This is a genomic window from Syntrophotaleaceae bacterium, assembly GCA_041390365.1.
Lineage (GTDB): Bacteria > Desulfobacterota > Desulfuromonadia > Desulfuromonadales > Syntrophotaleaceae > JAWKQB01.
The window spans coordinates 285,606-303,911 of the sequence record JAWKQB010000003.1; the positions used below are offsets into that span (position 1 = coordinate 285,606).

At 58.5% G+C, this 18,306-nt stretch carries 17 protein-coding genes; all 17 read left to right on the forward strand.

Annotation, left to right across the window (positions count from 1 at the left end; all coding sequences use genetic code 11):
- Positions 1-15 precede the first annotated feature (15 nt).
- The 17 genes from R2940_13700 (at position 16) to R2940_13780 (ending at position 18,276) form a co-directional block, all read left to right on the forward strand.
- Positions 16-531 carry an NADH-quinone oxidoreductase subunit J gene (locus tag R2940_13700; GenBank protein MEZ4600836.1) on the forward strand — a complete coding sequence of 172 codons (516 nt, stop codon included), beginning with the start codon at positions 16-18 and terminating at the stop codon, positions 529-531.
- Positions 528-833 carry an NADH-quinone oxidoreductase subunit NuoK gene (gene nuoK / locus R2940_13705; GenBank protein ID MEZ4600837.1) on the forward strand — a complete coding sequence of 102 codons (306 nt, stop codon included), beginning with the start codon at positions 528-530 and terminating at the stop codon, positions 831-833. The genes R2940_13700 and nuoK overlap by 4 nt, the downstream gene beginning before the upstream one ends.
- Positions 830-2,686 carry an NADH-quinone oxidoreductase subunit L gene (nuoL, locus tag R2940_13710; protein MEZ4600838.1) on the forward strand — a complete coding sequence of 619 codons (1,857 nt, stop codon included), beginning with the start codon at positions 830-832 and terminating at the stop codon, positions 2,684-2,686. Before nuoK ends, nuoL begins: the two co-directional genes overlap by 4 nt.
- Before the next feature lie 53 nt (positions 2,687-2,739).
- Positions 2,740-4,251 carry an NADH-quinone oxidoreductase subunit M gene (locus tag R2940_13715; GenBank protein ID MEZ4600839.1) on the forward strand — a complete coding sequence of 504 codons (1,512 nt, stop codon included), beginning with the start codon at positions 2,740-2,742 and terminating at the stop codon, positions 4,249-4,251.
- Entirely contained in the window at positions 4,248-5,672 is a 1,425-nt protein-coding gene (locus R2940_13720; GenBank protein MEZ4600840.1) for an NADH-quinone oxidoreductase subunit N, read from the forward strand. Before R2940_13715 ends, R2940_13720 begins: the two co-directional genes overlap by 4 nt.
- A gap of 22 nt (positions 5,673-5,694) precedes the next feature.
- Positions 5,695-6,093 (forward strand): CoA-binding protein, encoded by a 399-nt coding sequence (locus tag R2940_13725; protein MEZ4600841.1) that lies wholly within the window; start codon positions 5,695-5,697, stop codon positions 6,091-6,093.
- Positions 6,094-6,503: 410 nt separating this feature from the next.
- Positions 6,504-6,698, forward strand: a complete 195-nt coding sequence (locus tag R2940_13730) for a hypothetical protein (GenBank protein MEZ4600842.1) — start codon at positions 6,504-6,506, stop codon at positions 6,696-6,698.
- 118 nt (positions 6,699-6,816) lie between these two features.
- Positions 6,817-7,722 carry a TylF/MycF/NovP-related O-methyltransferase gene (locus tag R2940_13735; GenBank protein MEZ4600843.1) on the forward strand — a complete coding sequence of 302 codons (906 nt, stop codon included), beginning with the start codon at positions 6,817-6,819 and terminating at the stop codon, positions 7,720-7,722.
- 33 nt (positions 7,723-7,755) lie between these two features.
- A complete protein-coding gene (locus tag R2940_13740; GenBank protein MEZ4600844.1) occupies positions 7,756-8,082 on the forward strand; it encodes a TusE/DsrC/DsvC family sulfur relay protein in 327 nt (108 codons plus the stop codon).
- Between the two features lie 34 nt (positions 8,083-8,116).
- Positions 8,117-8,923, forward strand: a complete 807-nt coding sequence (locus R2940_13745; protein MEZ4600845.1) for a respiratory nitrate reductase subunit gamma — start codon at positions 8,117-8,119, stop codon at positions 8,921-8,923.
- Positions 8,920-10,263, forward strand: a complete 1,344-nt coding sequence (locus tag R2940_13750; GenBank protein MEZ4600846.1) for a (Fe-S)-binding protein — start codon at positions 8,920-8,922, stop codon at positions 10,261-10,263. The genes R2940_13745 and R2940_13750 overlap by 4 nt, the downstream gene beginning before the upstream one ends.
- A gap of 105 nt (positions 10,264-10,368) precedes the next feature.
- Positions 10,369-10,857 carry a NifB/NifX family molybdenum-iron cluster-binding protein gene (locus tag R2940_13755; GenBank protein MEZ4600847.1) on the forward strand — a complete coding sequence of 163 codons (489 nt, stop codon included), beginning with the start codon at positions 10,369-10,371 and terminating at the stop codon, positions 10,855-10,857.
- Between the two features lie 331 nt (positions 10,858-11,188).
- Positions 11,189-11,404: a hypothetical protein gene (locus R2940_13760; GenBank protein MEZ4600848.1), complete on the forward strand. Its 216-nt coding sequence runs from the start codon at positions 11,189-11,191 to the stop codon at positions 11,402-11,404.
- Between the two features lie 141 nt (positions 11,405-11,545).
- Positions 11,546-12,568: a molybdopterin-binding protein gene (locus tag R2940_13765; protein ID MEZ4600849.1), complete on the forward strand. Its 1,023-nt coding sequence runs from the start codon at positions 11,546-11,548 to the stop codon at positions 12,566-12,568.
- A gap of 120 nt (positions 12,569-12,688) precedes the next feature.
- Positions 12,689-15,520: a molybdopterin cofactor-binding domain-containing protein gene (locus tag R2940_13770; protein ID MEZ4600850.1), complete on the forward strand. Its 2,832-nt coding sequence runs from the start codon at positions 12,689-12,691 to the stop codon at positions 15,518-15,520.
- 243 nt (positions 15,521-15,763) lie between these two features.
- Positions 15,764-18,076, forward strand: a complete 2,313-nt coding sequence (locus R2940_13775; GenBank protein ID MEZ4600851.1) for a 4Fe-4S dicluster domain-containing protein — start codon at positions 15,764-15,766, stop codon at positions 18,074-18,076.
- Positions 18,073-18,276: a DNA-binding protein gene (locus R2940_13780; protein ID MEZ4600852.1), complete on the forward strand. Its 204-nt coding sequence runs from the start codon at positions 18,073-18,075 to the stop codon at positions 18,274-18,276. Before R2940_13775 ends, R2940_13780 begins: the two co-directional genes overlap by 4 nt.
- The last annotated feature ends 30 nt before the right edge of the window (positions 18,277-18,306 follow it).

Sequence of the window (18,306 nt, forward strand, 5' to 3'; positions counted from 1 at the left end):
ACGAGGAAGGTTCTTATGGCATCCATTCTGTTCTATGTGCTGTCCGCCGCGGCCCTGCTGGCGACGCTGCTCTCCATAACCCGAAAAAATCCGGTTCACGCCGTGGTTTTCCTGGTCAACGCCCTGTTCGCCCTGGCCCTGCTGTTCTATCTTCTGGGCGCTCCGCTGGTGGCCGCCTGGGAGGTCATCATCTACGCCGGGGCCGTCATGGTGCTGTTTCTGTTCGTGATCATGATGCTGAATGTCGCCCCCGGCCAGGCCATGCACGCCGTCGGGAGGGGGCAAAAAGTCCTGGCGCTGCTGCTCTTTCTGGTGCTGTTCCTTTCGGCCGGCGTGATTGTATTGCAGGATCCGGCAGGATCGGCTGGAATACCCCTTTTCCACCTCTCGCCGCGGGAATTCGGATACACCCTGTTCAGCCGCTTCGGGCTGGCCGTGAAAATCCTCTCTTTCCATCTGCTCTTCGCCGGTACCGGAGCCTGGTACCTCGGACGGCGCCGCCGTCAGATCCAGAGGGAGGAGCAATCATGATCGTACCCTTGAGCCACGTGCTGATCGTCGCAACTCTCCTGTTTTTCATGGGCCTGGGATGTGTTCTGGCCCGACGCAATCTGCTGATGATCCTGATCGGCATCGAAATCATGATCAATGCGGCGGGCCTGGTTCTGGTCGGAGGATCGGCCCGTTGGCAACAGGCCGACGGCCAGGTGCTGGTGCTCCTGATCATGGGGGTCATGGCAGCGGAGGTGGCCATCGCCCTGGCCATGGTGGTCTATCTCCACGGCATCAAACGATCGCTGGACATCAACACCTTTGACGGAATGCAAGGATGAGCGGACAACTGATTTTTCTCATACCGCTGCTGCCTCTGGCCGGAGCACTGCTCAACATGGTGTTCGGCCGCTTCTGGTCAAGTCGGATGACCGAGTCCGTGGCGATTACCGCCGTTGCCTCATCAACAGTCGCGACCGCCCTGCTCTGGCCGCTGGCCGGTAATGCGGGAACCGCGGCGGAACTGTTCACCTGGCTGCAGGCCGGTCCCCTGACCGTGCCTTTCGCCCTGCGCTTCGACAGTCTGGCTGCCTGCATGGCGCTGATGGTGACCGGGGTTTCGACCCTGATTCACATCTACGGCATCGGCTACCTGGAGCGGAAAGAGGACAGGGTACGCTTCTTCGCCCTGCTCAACCTGTTCGTTTTTGCCATGCTGACAGTGGTGTTGGCCGACAATCTGCTGCTGATGCTGCTCGGCTGGGAAGGGGTTGGTTTCTGCTCCTACGCCCTGATCGGGTACTGGTATCGTGATCTGAAAAATGCCGCGGCCGGGCGCAAGGCCTTCCTGGTCACCCGCTGCGCCGACCTGTTCCTGGTGGCCGCTTTTCTCTGGCTGTTCCAGCTGACCGGAACCCTGTCGATACCGGCCATCAACCAGGCACCGCTGGAGACGGCGACCGTCACCGGACTGGCGCTCCTGCTGCTGGCCGGGGCCTGCGGCAAATCGGCCCAGCTGCCCTTCATGACCTGGCTTCCCGACGCCATGGCGGGCCCGACCCCCGTCTCGGCCCTGATCCATGCCGCCACCATGGTCACGGCCGGGGTCTACCTGCTCTGCCGTATGTTCCCCCTGATCAGCCAGTCGCCGACAGGAATGGCCGTCATTGCCGCAATCGGCACTTTGACGGCTCTCTACGCCGCCACCTGCGCCCTGGCCCAGCGCGACATCAAGCGCCTGCTGGCCTATTCGACCATGAGCCAGATCGGGTTCATGTTCCTCGCGGTGGGAGCGGGGACGGTGTCTGGAGCGATGTTCCACCTCCTGACCCATGCTTTCTTCAAGGCCCTGCTCTTCATGGCCGCCGGCGGCATCATCCATCTGGCCGCCGGCGAAATGGACCTGTCTCGACTGGGCGGATTGAAGCGCCAGTCTCCCCTGGTCTACTGGACCCTGCTGGCCGGTCTTCTCTGTCTGGCCGGAATTCCCCTGACGGGGGGGTTCTTCTCCAAGGATGCGATCCTGGCGGCCGCTTTCGCACGGGGGGACGGCTACTACGTCCTTCTCGGCCTGCTCGGCCTGGTGACCGCCCTGATGACCGCCATGTACTCTTTTCGCCTGCTCTATCTGGTGGGGCCGAGCCGGGGTCAGCGACAGGGCGAACCGCACCACCTGCCGCCGTCCATGCTCTGGACCCTGATCCCGCTGGCGCTGCTCGGCCTCGGCGGGGGCCTGCTCAATCTCCCCTTTGGGTGGGGCGGCAACCAGTGGCTGGCTCGTTTTCTGGGCGGAGCGCCGGCCACGGTCGAAGCCGGGCATTCCCTGGAAATTATCCTCGGCCTGGCCGCAGGTGTCCTGAGCCTTGCGGGGTGGCTCTGGGCCCATTGGCGCTATGCAAAGGATGTCAAGGACCCGGGGACGGGATCCGCCACCAACTTTTTCCTCCATGGCTGGCAGGCCGACCGGGCCGTCGAGCTGCTGGTGCTTGCGCCTTTCCGGGCCATGGCGGGATTCTGGTCAACCACAGTCGATGAGGGTCTTCTGGAAGGCGGCGTCTCCCTGCCTGTGCGCTTCAGCCGCGGCTGCGGGCGTCTGGCGCGCGGATTGACCACCGGCAAACTCGGGCACTACCTGACCGCTCTGGCCTGCGGGCTCGGGGCGATCATGATCTGGGTGCTGCTGCAAACGATCTGACCTGCTGGCCTGGCGGATCTTTGATAAGCGCTTGAATTGGGAAAGAAAGTGGAATGGATGCAATGACAACCGAAATATCGATGGTTCCCTGGCTGTCGGTGCTGCTGTTGCTGCCCCTGGCCGGAGCACTGCTGTGCGGTCTCGGCGGTCTGCGGCCTGCGGCCGGACGCTGGTCGGCCCTGGTCACCGCCCTGCTGATGCTGCTGGTCACCATCGGGTTGTCTCTGACCGGCCGGCAGGGCTCAGCATGGCTGGCCTTTGAAGACTTCCCCTGGATCGAGCGCCTCGGAGTCCGTTTCACCCTCGGCATGGACGGCCTTTCCCTGGTCATGATCCTGTTGACCAGCCTGCTGCTGGTGGCCGCGGTTCTGGCCTCCTGGAAGGAAGCCGACAGGCCTTCGACCTATTTTGCTCTGATCCTGTTGTCGGCAACAGGCATTGTCGGGGTTTTCACCGCCCTCGATCTGGTCCTCTTCTACATCTGCTGGGAACTCATGCTCATCCCGCTGTTTTTCCTCATCGGCATCTGGGGAAGCGGGCGCCGCGTGGAAACGGCCTTCAAATTCTTCCTTTTCTCGGTGACCGGAAGCCTGCTGATGCTCCTGGCCATCATCGGCATTTACGTTCTCCACGGGCAGCAGACGGGCGACTTTACCTTTGCTCTGGCCTCGCTGCAGGGCACATCCTGGCCGGCCGGACTCGCCCCCTGGCTCTATGCAGCCTTCCTGCTGGCCTTTCTGATCAAGATGCCGATGGTGCCCCTGCATCGCTGGCAGCCGGACGCTTACTGTGCCGCACCCCTGGCGGGGACACTGCTTCTGGCCGGAATACTGGGCAAAACAGGGGTCTTCGGACTGGTGCGAATTGCCTTCCCCCTGTTTCCGGACCAGGCCCGTGCAAGTCTGTCCCTGCTGGGATTGCTGGCTCTGCTGGGCATTCTCTATGCCGGTTGGATCGCCTTTGCCCAGAACGACCTCAAGCGCCTGGTGGCCTACTCCTCGGTGGCGCACCTCGGTTTCATCGTCCTGGGGCTGAGTTCCTGGCATCCGACAGCCGTCAGCGGCAGCTTTCTGCAGATGTTCAACCACGGTCTTTCCACAGCCGCCCTTTTCATTCTGATCGCCCTCTATGAAAGTCGCACAGGCAGCCGCCTGCTGCCGGAACTGGGCGGATTGTGGGCGCGGGTTCCGGTATTGTCCGCCTTTTTCCTGCTGTTCGCCCTCGCGACCATGGGGCTGCCCGGACTGAACAATTTCGCCGGGGAGATTCTCATCCTCCTGGGGGTCTTCGCCGCCCGCCCCTGGTGGGGAGGCCTGGCCATCATCGGTCTGATTCTGGCAGCGGCCTATGTCCTGCGCATGGTTCAGGGTGTCCTCTGGGGACCAGGCCGGACCGGGCCTCTGGCCGATCTTTCTCCCCGGGAAGGGTTGGTGCTCGTTCCCCTGGCCCTGCTGGTCCTGTGGCTTGGCCTTTACCCGGAAACCTTCCTTGAGCCCCTTCGCGGTACGGCCGCCCTGCTGCTCGACGGGTCCCAAATTATCAGCATGAACGGGGGATTGCCATGACCGCTCCGGAACTGATCGCCCTGATCCCTTTGATCATTCTGGTGGGCGGAGCCACGGGAATACTTCTGGTGGCGCCCTTTTCCGGGGATGACCGCACCTGGCCCGTCGGGGCAGGGATCATCACCGCTCTCGCCGCCGCACTGGCTGCCGGCCTGCTGGAGCCTCCCGTGACCGAAGTGAGCCGCATGTTTGCGACCCACGCACTGGCCCGTTTTTTCCATATCCTGTGGATTCTGGCCGCCGCCGCCACACTCGCCTTGTCCTGGCGCTATCTGAAAAGGCAGGGCCTGCTGGCGGGAGAGTTCACCGCCCTGGTGCTGTTCGCGGCGGCGGGCCTCGCCCTGCTTTCCTCGATCACTTCGCTAACCGGGCTTTTTCTGGCCCTTCAGGCTTTTTCCCTTGCCTTCTACGTGCTGATCGCCTTCGACCGGGGATCGGTCCGGAGCGCCGAAGCGGGATTGAAGTATCTGGTCCTGGGCGGTGTCGCGGCCGGTCTTCTGGCCTTCGCCATTGCCCTGATCTATGCCGCTTCCGGAACGCTGCACCTGCCCGAAGCCTTAAACGGTCTTTCCGTCGGAGCCGCCCTTTCACCCCTGGCGCTGGCCGGATGGGCCCTGCTTCTGGCCGCCATCGGATTCAAGCTCTCGCTGGTGCCCTTTCATCTCTGGACACCGGACGTGTATCAGGGAGCGCCGACGCCGGTCACCGGGCTGCTCGCGACCGGGAGCAAGGGAGCCGTGGTCGCCGCCCTGCTGATTCTGATGTCGGCCCTGCCCGCTGCTCCCACAGCTCTGGTGCCTGTCCTGTGGGTTCTCGCGGTCCTCTCCATGGCGGTCGGCACCTTTGCCGCCCTGGTTCAGGAAAACGTCAAGCGGATGCTGGCCTATTCTTCCATCACCCATATGGGCTATATTCTCGCCGCCCTTTTGACCTGGAACGCCACCGGTCAGAGAGCGGTGCTGTTCTACCTGGTCGCCTACACGGTCATGACCCTCGGTGCCTTCGGTTCACTGGCCGCCCTGGCCGGGCCGGGGGAGCGACAGTCGCTGCAGGACCTTCGCGGTCTCGGCCGCAGCCATCCCCTGCCTGCGGCAACCCTTGCCGTCTGTCTGGTTGCCCTGGCCGGGCTGCCGCCCACAGCCGGTTTCACCGGCAAGCTCGCGCTTTTTTCCGGCATGTTTGCCGGCGGCTATCCGTGGCTGGCCCTCCTGGGGATTTTCGCTTCCCTCTTTTCCGTCTTTTTCTATCTGCGTCCGGCGATCAGTCTGTTTGCATCCGATTTCGCGGTCGACCCCGGGCTTTCCGCAGACGCCGTTCCCGCGGGGGAAAACGCGGTCCTTTTGCTTTTGCTGGTGCTGACTTTCGTGCTCGGGCTTTGGCCGGGGCCGCTTTTCGAATTCATCGCCCGGATCACCGGGTAACACCTCAGGAAAGGGATCTGTCATGCAGGAAAAAATCGACCGTTTTCTATCCTCCAGCGCCTTCGGCGTGGCCGGGGCCTCGACCAATCGGGACAAATACGGCAACAAGGTCCTGCGCTGCTATCTGCAAAACGGTAAAAAGGTCGTCCCGATCAATCCTCGGGCGGATGTCATCGAAGGGCAGAACTGCGTGGCCGGCGTCAGCGATCTCCCCGACGATGTGGTCAGCCTTTCCATCATCACCCCACCGAAAATCACCGAGCAGATCGTCGAAGAGGCCATTGCCAAAGGGATCAGGAACATCTGGATGCAGCCCGGCGCCCAGAGCCCGGCGGCGGTCGCCCGCTGCGAGGAGGCGGGCATCAATGTCATCGCCGACGGCAGCTGTCTGCTGGTGGTCCTCGGCTACCATGAAGGGTGAACCGGCCTGGTTCTCCGAAAATTCCCCAGGATTACAGAAATCTAGCACGCCCCTCTGACATGAAGGCCGATTCCTTGCCCGCGGCAATTCCTGGTCCCGGTTCGACCTTTTGCGCAGAGGGGGAGGGATCTGCGGTTCCGGCCGTTTTGTCGAGATTTTTTCTTGCGACGCCTTTACTTAGCATGATATAGCATGGTATATAACGTCGGGAAACGAAGCCCGGTTTATTCATGAATCATCGCGAACCAGGCAAAACCTGGGCGGATCAAGCCCGGGCAGGAACGTCCGAAAGTCGGAAGGTTCGGGCGGTTTAGGGATGCGATCGGTTTTTCATGGCTAATCCGGGCTATTGTTGCGGGTCCGAAAGCATTGGGCCATTATTTTTTGCAGAGGCCGAAGTCAAGAGAGTCATGTCAGATAACAAACGAGATGTTCGTCGACAGGTTGTCACCAATATCAGGGCTTTGAATTCCGTTTGGAAAAAGCAGTTGTGCGACACCTTTCAGGACCTGAACATCATACCGGAAAAGTTCACAGGCAAGCTGGTCATCTCCTTCAAGGAAGGCGGAATCAGCTTTATAGAAAAAACGGAAACCTTTAAATAACCTTCTTGCGCCCACTTCGTCCTTCGGGGGAAAACGCCCGGACTCAACGAAACCCGCATTTCACCGAACCAGTGCGTTCGCAGAAGTGCGGGCTTTTTGTTTTTTGGAGTTGCCCTTCATGCAATCCACCATCATCTATGGAGCAGGCTGCCAGGGACAGTCTCTGTTGCGTTTGTTGAATACCCGCCCGGAACCTCCCTTGTTTCACTGTTTTTTGGATGGGAACCCCGCCAAGCAAGGGCAGTTTCTGGAAGGTTATCCGATTTACGCTCCCGATTACCTGCTCGATATAGATCCGGAAGGTTTTCAGATCCTGGTCGCCGTAGGTGAACATTATCCGGCGGTCAGGCGTCTGTTGGAAGGGCTCGGATTGCAGGAAGGTTGCCATTTTCAGGACGCCACTCAGCGACCCCTGCCTTTTGCGGAAATCGACCCGTCCTTCGTCGAACTTCTGCGCAAGGTGCGTCCCCATACTTTGCTGAGTGAAGATCGCCTCGGCCTGCTTTACCAGTTTGCGCGCAGAACCCGCAGCCTCCCCGGAGACGCCGCCGAAGTCGGGGTCTACAAGGGCGGTACGGCCTTCCTGATCGCTTCCGCTCTGGTTGATACGGACAAGCAGGTCCATCTGTTCGACACTTTCTGCGGCCTTCCCGATGCCGACCCCAACACCGATCTGCATCGCCAGGGGGACTTTGGCGATACCTGCCTGGAAGAGGTCGGGTCGCTGCTGGAGCCCTTCCCCGGGTGCCGCCTGCACCCCGGACTGTTTCCGGCCAGCCTGCCGGCCGGATGGGGAGAAAAATCCTTCTCCTTCGTTCATGTCGATGTCGACATCTACCAATCGGCGCTGGATTGCTGTGAATTCTTCTTTCCCCGCCTGGTGCCGGGAGGCTTCATGGTCTTCGACGATTATGGATTCGTTTCCTGCCCGGGCATACGTCGGGCACTGGATGACTACTTTACCTCTGCCCCGGACCAGATTCTCTATCTGCCGACGGGTCAGGCGATGGCTATTAAGAGCTGATGATCGGCGCGATCATTTTCCGGAGTCATCTCTATGTCTGAAGAGACATTTCTTGTGTGGAAGGGAAAACAGATTGCTCTGACACCCTACGGCTTCCTGATTGATGCCGAGGATTGGAGCAAGGAGCTCGCCCAGCATCTGGCGGTACTCGAGCAGGTTCCCGAGCTGTCCGAAGAACATTGGCATGTCATATTGTATCTGCGGGATTACTACCGTCAGTTCAAGGTCGCTCCTATGGGCCGAAGAATCGCCAAGGACACCGGCCTGAGCCTGGAGCGGCTCAAGGAACTCTTTCCATCCGGTCCGGCGCGGGGAGCGTGCCGCATAGCGGGCCTGCCGAAACCGGTTGGTTGTTTCTGATGTTCGTACCCTCCGCAATCAGTGCTGGAAAAGAATGGAATTGACTCTTTCGGATCTGATCATCGGCCGTATCTTACCCTACCTGGCCTTAACCGTGGGCATCGGGGGGCTGTTGCTGCGCCTTGGACTCTGGCTGCGGATCCCCGTTCCGTTCCGAATCACGCTCTATCCCGTGCCTGACCGTCCTTCCGGCCAGATATCCCGCCTTGGCCGGGACCTGTTTCTGCAAACCGGTCTTTTTCAATCATCTCGCCGACTCTGGTTGGCTGTCTGGTTGTTCCACATCTCTTTTTTCGCGGTGGTGGCCGGCCATGCCCTCGGTTTCTTGTCGCCTGAAAATCCCTTTCGATTCCTGGGAGTTCCGAATTCTGTCGGACGGCAACTTTCCCTGGTACTGGGCAATGCGGCAGGACTCATCATGATCACTACACTGGCGGCCCTTCTGGCCAGACGGATTTTCCTGCCCATGGCACGCCGCTACTGCCAGTGGCGCTCCTATTTCGAACCGCTGCTGTTGCTGGTTATAGCCATTACGGGACAACTCCTGCGCCTTGGCCACAATGTCCCCCTGCTGGTATCGACCCGACAGTACCTGGCAGGACTTGTTGGCGGCCCTGCAGCCCCTCTGCCCCTAGAACCGCTGTTCCTGGCTCACTATCTGACGGTTCTGCTCCTGGTCGGTTATCTGCCTTTCAGCCGGTTGGTGCATCTGCTCGGGTTTTTTCTCTACAGGATGCTGCTCCTTGAACCGCCCGGTGTCGGATACTCTCCCCCTAAAAGCAGGCCCTCGGCCACCGGCGATGATCCTGACAAGGCATCCGATTCGAGGAACCGGTCATGAAACCCCCGTTTTTTACAGCGAAACCCGATAGCTTCGCTAAAGCCGGGCTGGACACCCAATTTGACGGCCGCCAGTTTTCCCGGCTGCTAAGGGAATATCTGCGCTTTACCCGCAGCCTGACCCTGGTTCTCGATTGCTGCACCCGCTGCGGCAACTGCTCCCAGGCGTGCCACAGTTTTCTCGGTACCAGCGATCCCGACAATTCGCCTGTCGCCCGCATCAACCTTTTTTCAGAAGCCCGGCGATTAAACCCGAAACCCTGGTCGCTGTTTTGTAAATCTGCTTCTGATACGGAAATCAAGGACCTCCTGGAACGGTGGTTGAGCAGTTTCTACCAATGCAACCTTTGCCGGCGGTGTGCTCTGGCCTGCCCCCTCGGTCTGGACCCCAGTGAAGTCGTCCTGGCGGGGAGAAACCTGCTGACTGAAATGGGGCTGGCTCCGCGGTTTCTCATGGAAATTGCCGAAAACCTGCATGCACTTGGCAACAACGTGGGCATCACACCCGAGGCCCTGAAGGACATCTCTGTGTTCCTGGAGCAGGAACTGGAGGAGGAAACAGGTTTCTTCATACCGATTCCCATCGATCGTGCCGGAGCCTCCATCCTCTACATCCCCTCGTCCACGGAATTCTTCAGCAACGTCGAAACCTTGATGGGGGCCGCCAAGCTATTTCACTTTCTGGGAGTCGACTGGACACTGTCTTCTGAAATTCTGGAAGCCGCCAATTACGGCCTTTTTCTTCACCGCGAGCTGATGGTCAGCCACAGCAGGCGATTGGAACAAACGGCAACCAGCCTGGGTTGCCCCATGGTCCTGCAAGGTGAATGCGGACACGGCTGGCGGGCGGCCAAAATGATCAGGGAGGGCGGGGGGAAATCCTCCTTCAAATTGATGCATATCCTTGAATTCTGGGATGAAAACCTGCATCGTTTCCCCCTGGTCAGGCGGCCGTGGCGAGCGACGTTGAATGACAGCTGCAATTATGCCCGTTCCTGCAACCTGGTTGAGGCTCCCCGACGCCTTTTGCGCGCATGTGTCGAGGAATTTGTGGAAATGACGCCGAACCGTCAGTCCAATTATTGCTGTGGGGGCGGTGGGGGCCTCCTGATGGAAGAAATGCTCGACCTGCGCATGCGCCTGGGCAAACAGAAAGCCGACCAGATTCGCGCCGTCACCCCCCTCGATTATCTTTGCTCGCCCTGCGCCAGCTGCAAAACTCAGATGCCACTGCTGCTGAAAAACCATGGCCTGGGTGATATCAGGGTCGGCGGCATAACGGAACTGCTTGCCCAATGCCTCGTTTACACAGGGAAAAACCCGTGTTCACCTGCCGGATAATCAAACCAGAAAACCGGCGGAAAATCGATGACTGGTTCATCTCCTGGCCTTCGCCTTTTTGGGATCAGTCCTATTTATTTAACCTTCAGCAAAGGAGTATTAAAAATGAAAGTCTGTTTCCCCGTAGCCAAGAATAAAGGACTGCAAAGCGAGATCTACGGCCATTTCAGTTCGGCCCCTCTCTTTCTCATCGTAGACAGCGAAACCCGGGAGATTGAAGAAGTCGAGAACTGCGACCCTGCAAATCCTTTTCATGGGTGCAACCCTCAGGCAGCCCTGAATCATAGGGAACTCGGAGCCATCGTTGTGGACGGTGTTGCGGATGCCGTGCTGCAGGTCATGTCCAATCTTCATGGACTGATGTTTTTTGCCGCCACCACTTACAGCCTGGAACAGTCCCTGGAACAGCTCCTGAACCACCAACTGGACAAAATAGAACCTTTTTACAGCCAGAATGAAGGGCGTTGCGGCGGCGACGACGAGGACAGTTGCGGAGACCATGACCATGACCATGAAGAGGAAGAGGAAGTATGCGTCAATCATGGTGGAAGCGGTTGTGCCAATCACGGCAGCAATCCCTGCACTTCTCATTAGAACAAATTCGAAAAAGAGCGCTTTTTGGACTTGTTGTTATTTTTAGTTCTTTTCGGTGAATTAGGGTAGTTTTTGTCTTTTTCGGTTATTTTTTTCTTGAAGCGCATCTGTGGCTTTGCTATAAGGGACTTCCAAATGCTGTTTTAAATCCAGCAGCAAAATTCCGGGCAACCCCAGGGTTGCAGGAAGGTAACAGCGCCCATTTCGTCCTCTGCTCTCGGCAGACCTAACGAAACCCGCAGCGATCTCATGGAAGAGGCCCAGGTGCGGGTTTTTTTATTGGGCTCAATTCGCCGTTTATTTACCACGCAACCATCTATAAGAGGAGCCAATGTCCGTTCCGGAAATCCTTCGGTTAGAGGCCCAGTTGCGAGAGCAGGCAAACTCGGCGGAAAGATCTTCTTCGTCCATGACCGCTCGCAAGAAAATTATTGCTGCAACCATGGAAAAAATGGGACTGATCGATGATGCATTTACCGGCAAACTGATCATTTCCTTCAAAGAAGGAGGAGTCAGTTACATCGAAAAAGTCGAGCAGTTCAAGTAGCCCACGAAACACAAAATTCATTTTTATCAAGCGCGCTTATTTCGTCCTCTGACCTTTGGCCAGACGTAACGAAACCCGCATTGATGCCAGGTTTATCGGTATTGGTGCGGGTTTTTTTGTTGTCATATGAAGGAAAAAACCATGGTGGAAATCATTTCCGTCGAAAAGGCGGTCGGCAGAATCCTCTATCACGACATTACCCGCATCGCTCCTGGAGAATTCAAGGGGCGGGCCTTCAAGAAGGGTCATCACATTACCCAGGAGGATGTGCCCAGACTGAAGGAACTCGGCAAGGATCGTATCTATGTCCTGAATCTCGGAGATGGATTCATCCATGAAAACGAAGCCGCCGAACGTATTGCCCGCTCGATCGCCGGGCCCGATATCACCTTTTCCGAGCCAAACCAGGGGAAAGTGGAGTTGCAGACAACCTGTACCGGTCTGCTCAAGATCGACACAGAGGTCTTGCGACAATTGAACAGCCTGCCGGATGTGACCATCGCCACCCTGCACACGAATCAACAGGTTGCGGCCGGAAAGATTGTGGCCGGAACCCGTATCATTCCTCTGTTTACTGCCGAGGAAAACATTCTTCGCCTGGAGGAAATTTGCCAGGAAAAGGGGCCGGTTGTCACTCTTAAACCGTTTCGTTCCCTGCGAATCGGCGTCATCACGACCGGCAACGAAATCTACTACGGCCGGATTGCCGACCGCTTCGGCCCGGTCATCGAGGAAAAGTTCAAGGCGCTGGGGAGTCAGGTCTTCCGGCAGGTTTTCGTGCCTGATCAACTTCCGGCCATCGTGGACGCTATTCATTCCCTGCTCGAGGAAAAGGCCGAGATGATCGTGCTTACGGGTGGAATGTCCGTCGATCCCGATGATCTGACCCCGGCGGGAATTCGCGCCAGCGGGGCCCGGGTCGTCAGTTACGGTGCCCCCACCTACCCCGGCGCCATGTTCATGCTGGCCGAGTTGAACGGAATTCCCATGGTGGGGCTACCCGGCTGCGCCATGTACCACAAGGCCACTATTGTTGAATTGATCATTCCACGGATTCTGGCAGGAGAAGAAGTCACCCGCGAGGACATTATCGCACTGGGCCACGGCGGCCTCTGCGTCGGCTGCAAGAGCTGCCACTATCCGGATTGCGGTTTCGGCAAGTAAGGTATTAAGTCCTGCAGGTCAAACAAGGGGTTCACAGCCGCATCACAGGAAAAGGACCAAACGGGGCAGGCGGGCATAACGCCCGTTGAGGCCCCCAAACCCAAAAGAAGGAACAAAGGTATGGGATTGGTAAAGAGGATTCTCAATATTAACGGCGTTGAACGTAAGGTCATCGTTGACCCTGAAAGTCTGCTTTCGGACGTCATCCGCAAACAGTTCCAGCTGACCGGCACCAAGATCGGCTGCGGAACCGGTACCTGCGGAGCCTGCAACGTAATCCTTAACGGCAAACTTGTCCGCTCCTGCGTAACCAGAATGAAGCGCGTCGAGGACTGGGCCACCATCGTGACCATCGAAGGTCTGGGCACCCCGCAGAACCTGCACCCGCTGCAGAAGGCCATCATCAAGCACGGCGCCCTGCAGTGCGGCTACTGCACCCCCGGCTTCATCGTTTCCGCCAAAGCCCTCCTCGACGAAAATCCCGATCCGACCCGTCAGGACGTGCGCGACTGGTTCACCAAGCACAAGAATGCCTGCCGCTGCACCGGCTACATCTCCATCGTTGACGCCGTCATGGATGCCGCCAAGGTTCTGCGCGGAGACATGAGCGAAGCCGCTCTGGAATACAAGGACTGCGACGAAGGCCGCCTCTACGGCACCCGCTACCCCCGTCCGACCGCGGTTGCCAAGGTCTGCGGTCTGTGGGACTTCGGTATGGACATGCGCGAGCAGCTGCCTGAAGGCACCCTGTTCTGCTCCCTGGTCTATGCTGACGTAGCCCATGCCAACATCAAAGGCGTCGACATTTCCGCCGCCGAGAAAATGCCTGGCGTGGTCAAGGTCGTTACCGCCAAGGACATCAAAGGCAAGAACCGCATCACCGGTCTGATCACCTTCCCCACCAACAAGGGTGACGGTTGGGACCGCCCGATCCTCTGTGACGAAAAAGTCTTCCAGTACGGCGACGCCATCGCCATCGTCTGCGCCCAGACCCAGAAGCAGGCCGATGCCGCCGTTAAAGCCGTCAAGCTCGACCTGGAAGTGCTGCCTCACTACATGAACGCTCCGGCCGCCATGGCCGAAGACGCCATCGAAATCCATCCCGGCACCCCCAACGTCTACTTCACCCAGAAACTGGTGAAAGGTGAAGACACCAAGCCGATCATGCAAAAAGCCGCTTACGTGGTGGAGGGCGAGTACTACCTCGGCCGTCAGCCCCAGATGCCGATCGAACCCGATGTCGGCTTCGCCTACACTGACGAAGAAGGCCGCGTTTGTGTACAGTCCAAATCGATCGCCATCCAGCTGCAGGTGGCCATGATCGCTCCCGGCCTCGGTCTGGACGCCGACAAGCTGGTCATCCGCCAGAATCCCTGCGGCGGCACCTTCGGCTACAAGTTCTGCCCCAGTAACGAAGCTCTCTGCGCCGCGGCTACCATGGCTACCGGCCAGCCCTGCTACCTCGAGTACAGCTGGGCTCAGCTGCAGTTCTATACAGGCAAGCGCTCTCCCTTCTGGTTCAAGGCCAAAATTGCCGCCGACGCTAACGGCAAATTCCTGGCCGCTGAAACCGACTGGTCCGTCGACCATGGCCCCTACTCCGAGTTCGGCGACCTGCTGACCACCCGCGGCATGCAGTACTGCTTCTCCGGCTACGACATCCCCAACATGCGCGGTGAAGGCCGCACGGTCTGCACCAACCACTGCTGGGGTGCCCCCTTCCGCGCCTACGGATCTCCCCAAGCCTTCTTCGCTTCCGAGTCGCTGATCGACGAACTGGCCAAGAAGATGGGCAAGGATCCCTTCGAAATCCGTGAAATGAACTGCTACCGTCCGGGTGCCACCACTCCGACCCAGCAGACTCCGGAAGTGTTCGTTTTCCCGAAACAGTTCGAAGCCCTCAAGCCCCATTACGATCGTGCCGTGGCCAAGGCCAAGCAGGCATCCACCGCCACCAAGAAGCGCGGCGTCGGCGTGTCTCTCGGCATCTACGGCTGCGGTCTCGACGGCCCCGACACCTCCGAAAGCTGGATCGAGCTGCTGCCTAACGGCGACGTCATGGTCGGCAACAGCTGGCAGGATCACGGCCAGGGCTCGGACATCGGTTCTCTGACCTTTGCCCATGAAGCTCTCCGGCCTCTCGGTCTGAAGCCGGAAAACATCAAGCTGCTCATGAACGACTCCGCCCTCACCCCCTGCTCGGGTCCCTCCGGCGGTTCCCGTCACAACGTCGTAACCGGCAACGCCATCCGCGTTTCCTGCGAAATGCTGCTCGAAGCCATGAAGAAGGCTGACGGCACCTACCGCACCTACGACGAGATGGTAGCAGCAGGCATCCCCACCAAGTACCTGGGCACCTGGACCACTCCTTGTACCCATTGCGACGTGGAAACCGGCAAAGGCGAACCGTTCTGCATCTACATGTACGGTCTGTTCATGTCCGAAGTCGAAGTCGACATCACCACCGGCGAAACCAAGGTTCTGCGCATGGTCCATGTGGCCGACGTCGGCACCATCACCAACCAGCTGGCCGTCGACGGTCAGATCTACGGCGGTATGGCCCAGGGCATCGGTCTGGCCCTGACCGAGGACTTCGAGCACATCAAGCCGCACTCCAACATGATCGGGGCGGGCTTCCCGTTCTGCAACGACATCACAGACGACCTGGAAATCATTTACGTCTGCGAGCCTCGTGAGCACGGCTACCGTGGGGCCGGCGGCGTCGGCGAACTGCCGCTGACCGCTCCCCACTGCTCGATCATCAACGCCATCGACAACGCCTGCGGCGCCCGTATCCGTCACCTCCCGGCTTACCCCGAGAAGGTGCTTCAGGCCCTGCAGTCCGACAAGAAGGCCTTTGACGTTGCCGACGCCCTCGAGGGCGGCTGGGTAGCCGACAGCGTTGATTCCGTACCGCCTCTGGCCAAATACGCCAAGAAGGCAGCCAAGTAACATGATGTAATCCCTGGTGGCGACACCGGCCAATTCCGGGGGCCGGTGCCGCCAGCCTTCGCCAGGGATTCTTGGAGGTGGAGGGCTGCCGCAAGGTGGTCCTCCACCTCCATATTTACATTTCCGGAGATTGAGCTCAAATTCGTTCCATCCGAATCAAACCGGATGGAACGAATTTTACTATGAGGCATCACCCTTGTTTTTCCTCGGCACCATCAAGACGCGACGGGAGATTGACCATTTATGGAAAAAGACCAACGCATCGAATGGGAGGCGAAGTGCATCCAGGAAGAGCCTCCCGCCTGCACGGCGACCTGTCCTTTGCATGTGGACGTGCGCCAGTTCATGCTCGAAATCAGCAAAGGCGACCTGGAAGCGGCTTATCAGGTCCTGAAAAAGCATATGCCGTTTCCCGGCATTTTTGGACGGATCTGTAATCACCCTTGTGAAACCCGGTGCCGCCGAGCGGAGGTGGGCCAAGCGCTGGCCATCGGCAGCCTGGAACGTCTTTGTGTCGAAAAACATGGTTCACCCGATCCGGTCAAACCCCTGCCGCGGAAAAACAAGCATATCGCGGTGATCGGCGGCGATATAGCCGGTTTGGTTGCCGCCCATGACCTGCGCAAGAAGGGCTTTGCGGTGACCCTTTTTGAGCCTGAAAAGATACTTGGCAAGACCTTTCGCAAATTTCCCGACAACCTGTTGCCCGCTGCCATCATCGATGAGGAACTCTCGGTTCTTGAAGGCATGAAAGTCGAAATCGTGCTGGGAGATTCCATAAATCAGGCTGTTTTTGATCGCCTTTGCAGCGAATTTGATGCCATTTTCATCGATCGCAGCAGTTCCGCCTGTTCCGCCCTGGCTCTTGCAAAGGACGACCAGGGGGAAATGGCTCTGGACCCTGCATCCGCCGCCACCAGTGTCGAGGGGGTTTTCGCCGGCGGCTGCGCTGGCGATGCGCCGATCATGCTTGCCGCAGCGGGCCGCAAGGGAGCTTTATCCATCGAGCGCTTCCTGCAAAAGGCTCATATGACCATCGGCCGGGAAGACGAGGGTCCCTTCGAAACCAGGCTTTTTACCAACCTCGAGGGGATCGAACCTCTGGACCGGATTGCTCCGGCCCGTCCCGATTCCGGCTACACACCCGACGAAGCCGCCCGGGAAGCAGAGCGCTGTATTCAATGCGAGTGCATGGAATGCGTCAAGGTCTGCCAGTATCTGGCGCACTATAAAAAATATCCGAAGAAGTACATTCGCGAAATCTTCAATAACGAAAAGGTCCTGCTCGGGGCCGCTCACACCTCCAATCAGTTCATCAATTCCTGTACCGATTGCGGTTTGTGCGCGCATGTATGCCCCAACAACCTCTCCATGGGAGAAATCTGCCGCCAGGAACGTCAATTCATGTTGCAGGAGAAATTCATGCCCCCGTCGGCCCATGAGTTTCCCTTGCAGGACATGGCCTTCAGCACCGGCGACGATTTTTCCCTCTGTCGTCATCAGCCAGGCACAAATCAAAGTGCTTACCTCTATTTCCCCAGTTGCATGCTCTGCGCCACTGCCCCTCAAGAGGTGTTGACCTCCTACGACTGTTTGTGTGAAAGCCTCTCCGGCGGTGTCGGCATTCTCCTTGGTTGTTGCGGTGCCCCCGCCTACTGGTCGGGTCGTGAAGAACTGTTTCGCGAAACCCTGGCAGGCATTCGCAAGCAATGGCAGGACATGGGCATGCCCCAGATGATTACCGCCTGTTGCAGCTGCCAGACCCTGTTCAAGGAGCATCTGCCCGAAATACCCGTAACGCCCTTATGGCAGACTTCTCCTGTTCAAGCCATCGGAGCCGGAAACGGGGAGAAGTCCAAACAACCCATAGCGGTGGTGGACCCCTGCATCAGCCGGGACGATCCCAAAACCCAGACGGATGTTCGAGCCATCCTGACCGGCCTCGGTTACAGGATTGAAGAACTCCCTCTATCCGGGGATATGGCAGAGTGCTGCGGCTACGGAGGCCTTGTTTTCAACGCCAATCCTCAGCTCGACAACGCCATCGTCACCCGGCGGGCAGCTGAGAGCGAACGGGATTACCTGGCCTATTGCGCCATGTGCAGGGACAAGTTCGTTGCCGCCGGCAAACGCACCGCGCACCTGATCGAACTCCTCTTCTCTTCATCTCCTGATAACGATCCCTGGGCGAGGGGATGGCTCTCCTGGACCGATCGGCGCACCAACCGCCTCCGGGTCAAACAGGACCTGCTGACCCGTCACGGCGAAACCGCGGAGCGTGCCATGGAATCCTACGAACATATCAAATTGTATATCGAACCCGAAGTCATGCGCTCTATCGACAGCAGGCGCATCCTGGAGAATGACCTGCGTCAGGTGATCGCCCAGGCCGAAAAAACCGGCCGCCGTCTGTTTAATAAGGAAATGAATTGCTTTCGAGCCAATTCCAAGCTCGGCAACACAACCTTCTGGGTGGATTACCGGGCGGAACAGGATGGCTTTCGGGTGCTCAAAGCCTTTTCTCATCGAATGGTTATCACGGGGGTGGAATCATGATACCGCAGGAAGAAGCCGACAAATGGATCTGTCATGAGTGTGGCAAGCCCCTTGAGAAAAGGAAGGTGGGATTCTCCTATATGAAGGGTTCTTTCCACGCCGAGCTGCCAGTGTGCACCGGTTGCAAACTGGTTCTTATCACCGAGGAACTGGCAACCGGGAAAATGGCCGAAGTTGAGCGGATTCTCGAAGACAAATAGAAACACAAAATACTTTCTGACTTTATGCAC

What these genes read in the sequence shown, in the direction of transcription:
- R2940_13735 (MEZ4600843.1), top strand. Translation starts at nt 6,817, where the DNA reads ATGCAATCCACCATCATCTATGGAGCAGGCTGCCAGGGACAGTCTCTG.
- R2940_13730 (MEZ4600842.1), top strand. Translation starts at nt 6,504, where the DNA reads ATGTCAGATAACAAACGAGATGTTCGTCGACAGGTTGTCACCAATATC.
- R2940_13760 (MEZ4600848.1), top strand. Translation starts at nt 11,189, where the DNA reads ATGTCCGTTCCGGAAATCCTTCGGTTAGAGGCCCAGTTGCGAGAGCAG.
- R2940_13720 (MEZ4600840.1), top strand. Translation starts at nt 4,248, where the DNA reads ATGACCGCTCCGGAACTGATCGCCCTGATCCCTTTGATCATTCTGGTG.
- nuoL (MEZ4600838.1), top strand. Translation starts at nt 830, where the DNA reads ATGAGCGGACAACTGATTTTTCTCATACCGCTGCTGCCTCTGGCCGGA.
- R2940_13740 (MEZ4600844.1), top strand. Translation starts at nt 7,756, where the DNA reads ATGTCTGAAGAGACATTTCTTGTGTGGAAGGGAAAACAGATTGCTCTG.
- R2940_13770 (MEZ4600850.1), top strand. Translation starts at nt 12,689, where the DNA reads ATGGGATTGGTAAAGAGGATTCTCAATATTAACGGCGTTGAACGTAAG.
- R2940_13765 (MEZ4600849.1), top strand. Translation starts at nt 11,546, where the DNA reads ATGGTGGAAATCATTTCCGTCGAAAAGGCGGTCGGCAGAATCCTCTAT.
- R2940_13725 (MEZ4600841.1), top strand. Translation starts at nt 5,695, where the DNA reads ATGCAGGAAAAAATCGACCGTTTTCTATCCTCCAGCGCCTTCGGCGTG.
- R2940_13750 (MEZ4600846.1), top strand. Translation starts at nt 8,920, where the DNA reads ATGAAACCCCCGTTTTTTACAGCGAAACCCGATAGCTTCGCTAAAGCC.
- R2940_13700 (MEZ4600836.1), top strand. Translation starts at nt 16, where the DNA reads ATGGCATCCATTCTGTTCTATGTGCTGTCCGCCGCGGCCCTGCTGGCG.
- R2940_13755 (MEZ4600847.1), top strand. Translation starts at nt 10,369, where the DNA reads ATGAAAGTCTGTTTCCCCGTAGCCAAGAATAAAGGACTGCAAAGCGAG.
- R2940_13775 (MEZ4600851.1), top strand. Translation starts at nt 15,764, where the DNA reads ATGGAAAAAGACCAACGCATCGAATGGGAGGCGAAGTGCATCCAGGAA.
- nuoK (MEZ4600837.1), top strand. Translation starts at nt 528, where the DNA reads ATGATCGTACCCTTGAGCCACGTGCTGATCGTCGCAACTCTCCTGTTT.
- R2940_13745 (MEZ4600845.1), top strand. Translation starts at nt 8,117, where the DNA reads ATGGAATTGACTCTTTCGGATCTGATCATCGGCCGTATCTTACCCTAC.
- R2940_13715 (MEZ4600839.1), top strand. Translation starts at nt 2,740, where the DNA reads ATGGATGCAATGACAACCGAAATATCGATGGTTCCCTGGCTGTCGGTG.
- R2940_13780 (MEZ4600852.1), top strand. Translation starts at nt 18,073, where the DNA reads ATGATACCGCAGGAAGAAGCCGACAAATGGATCTGTCATGAGTGTGGC.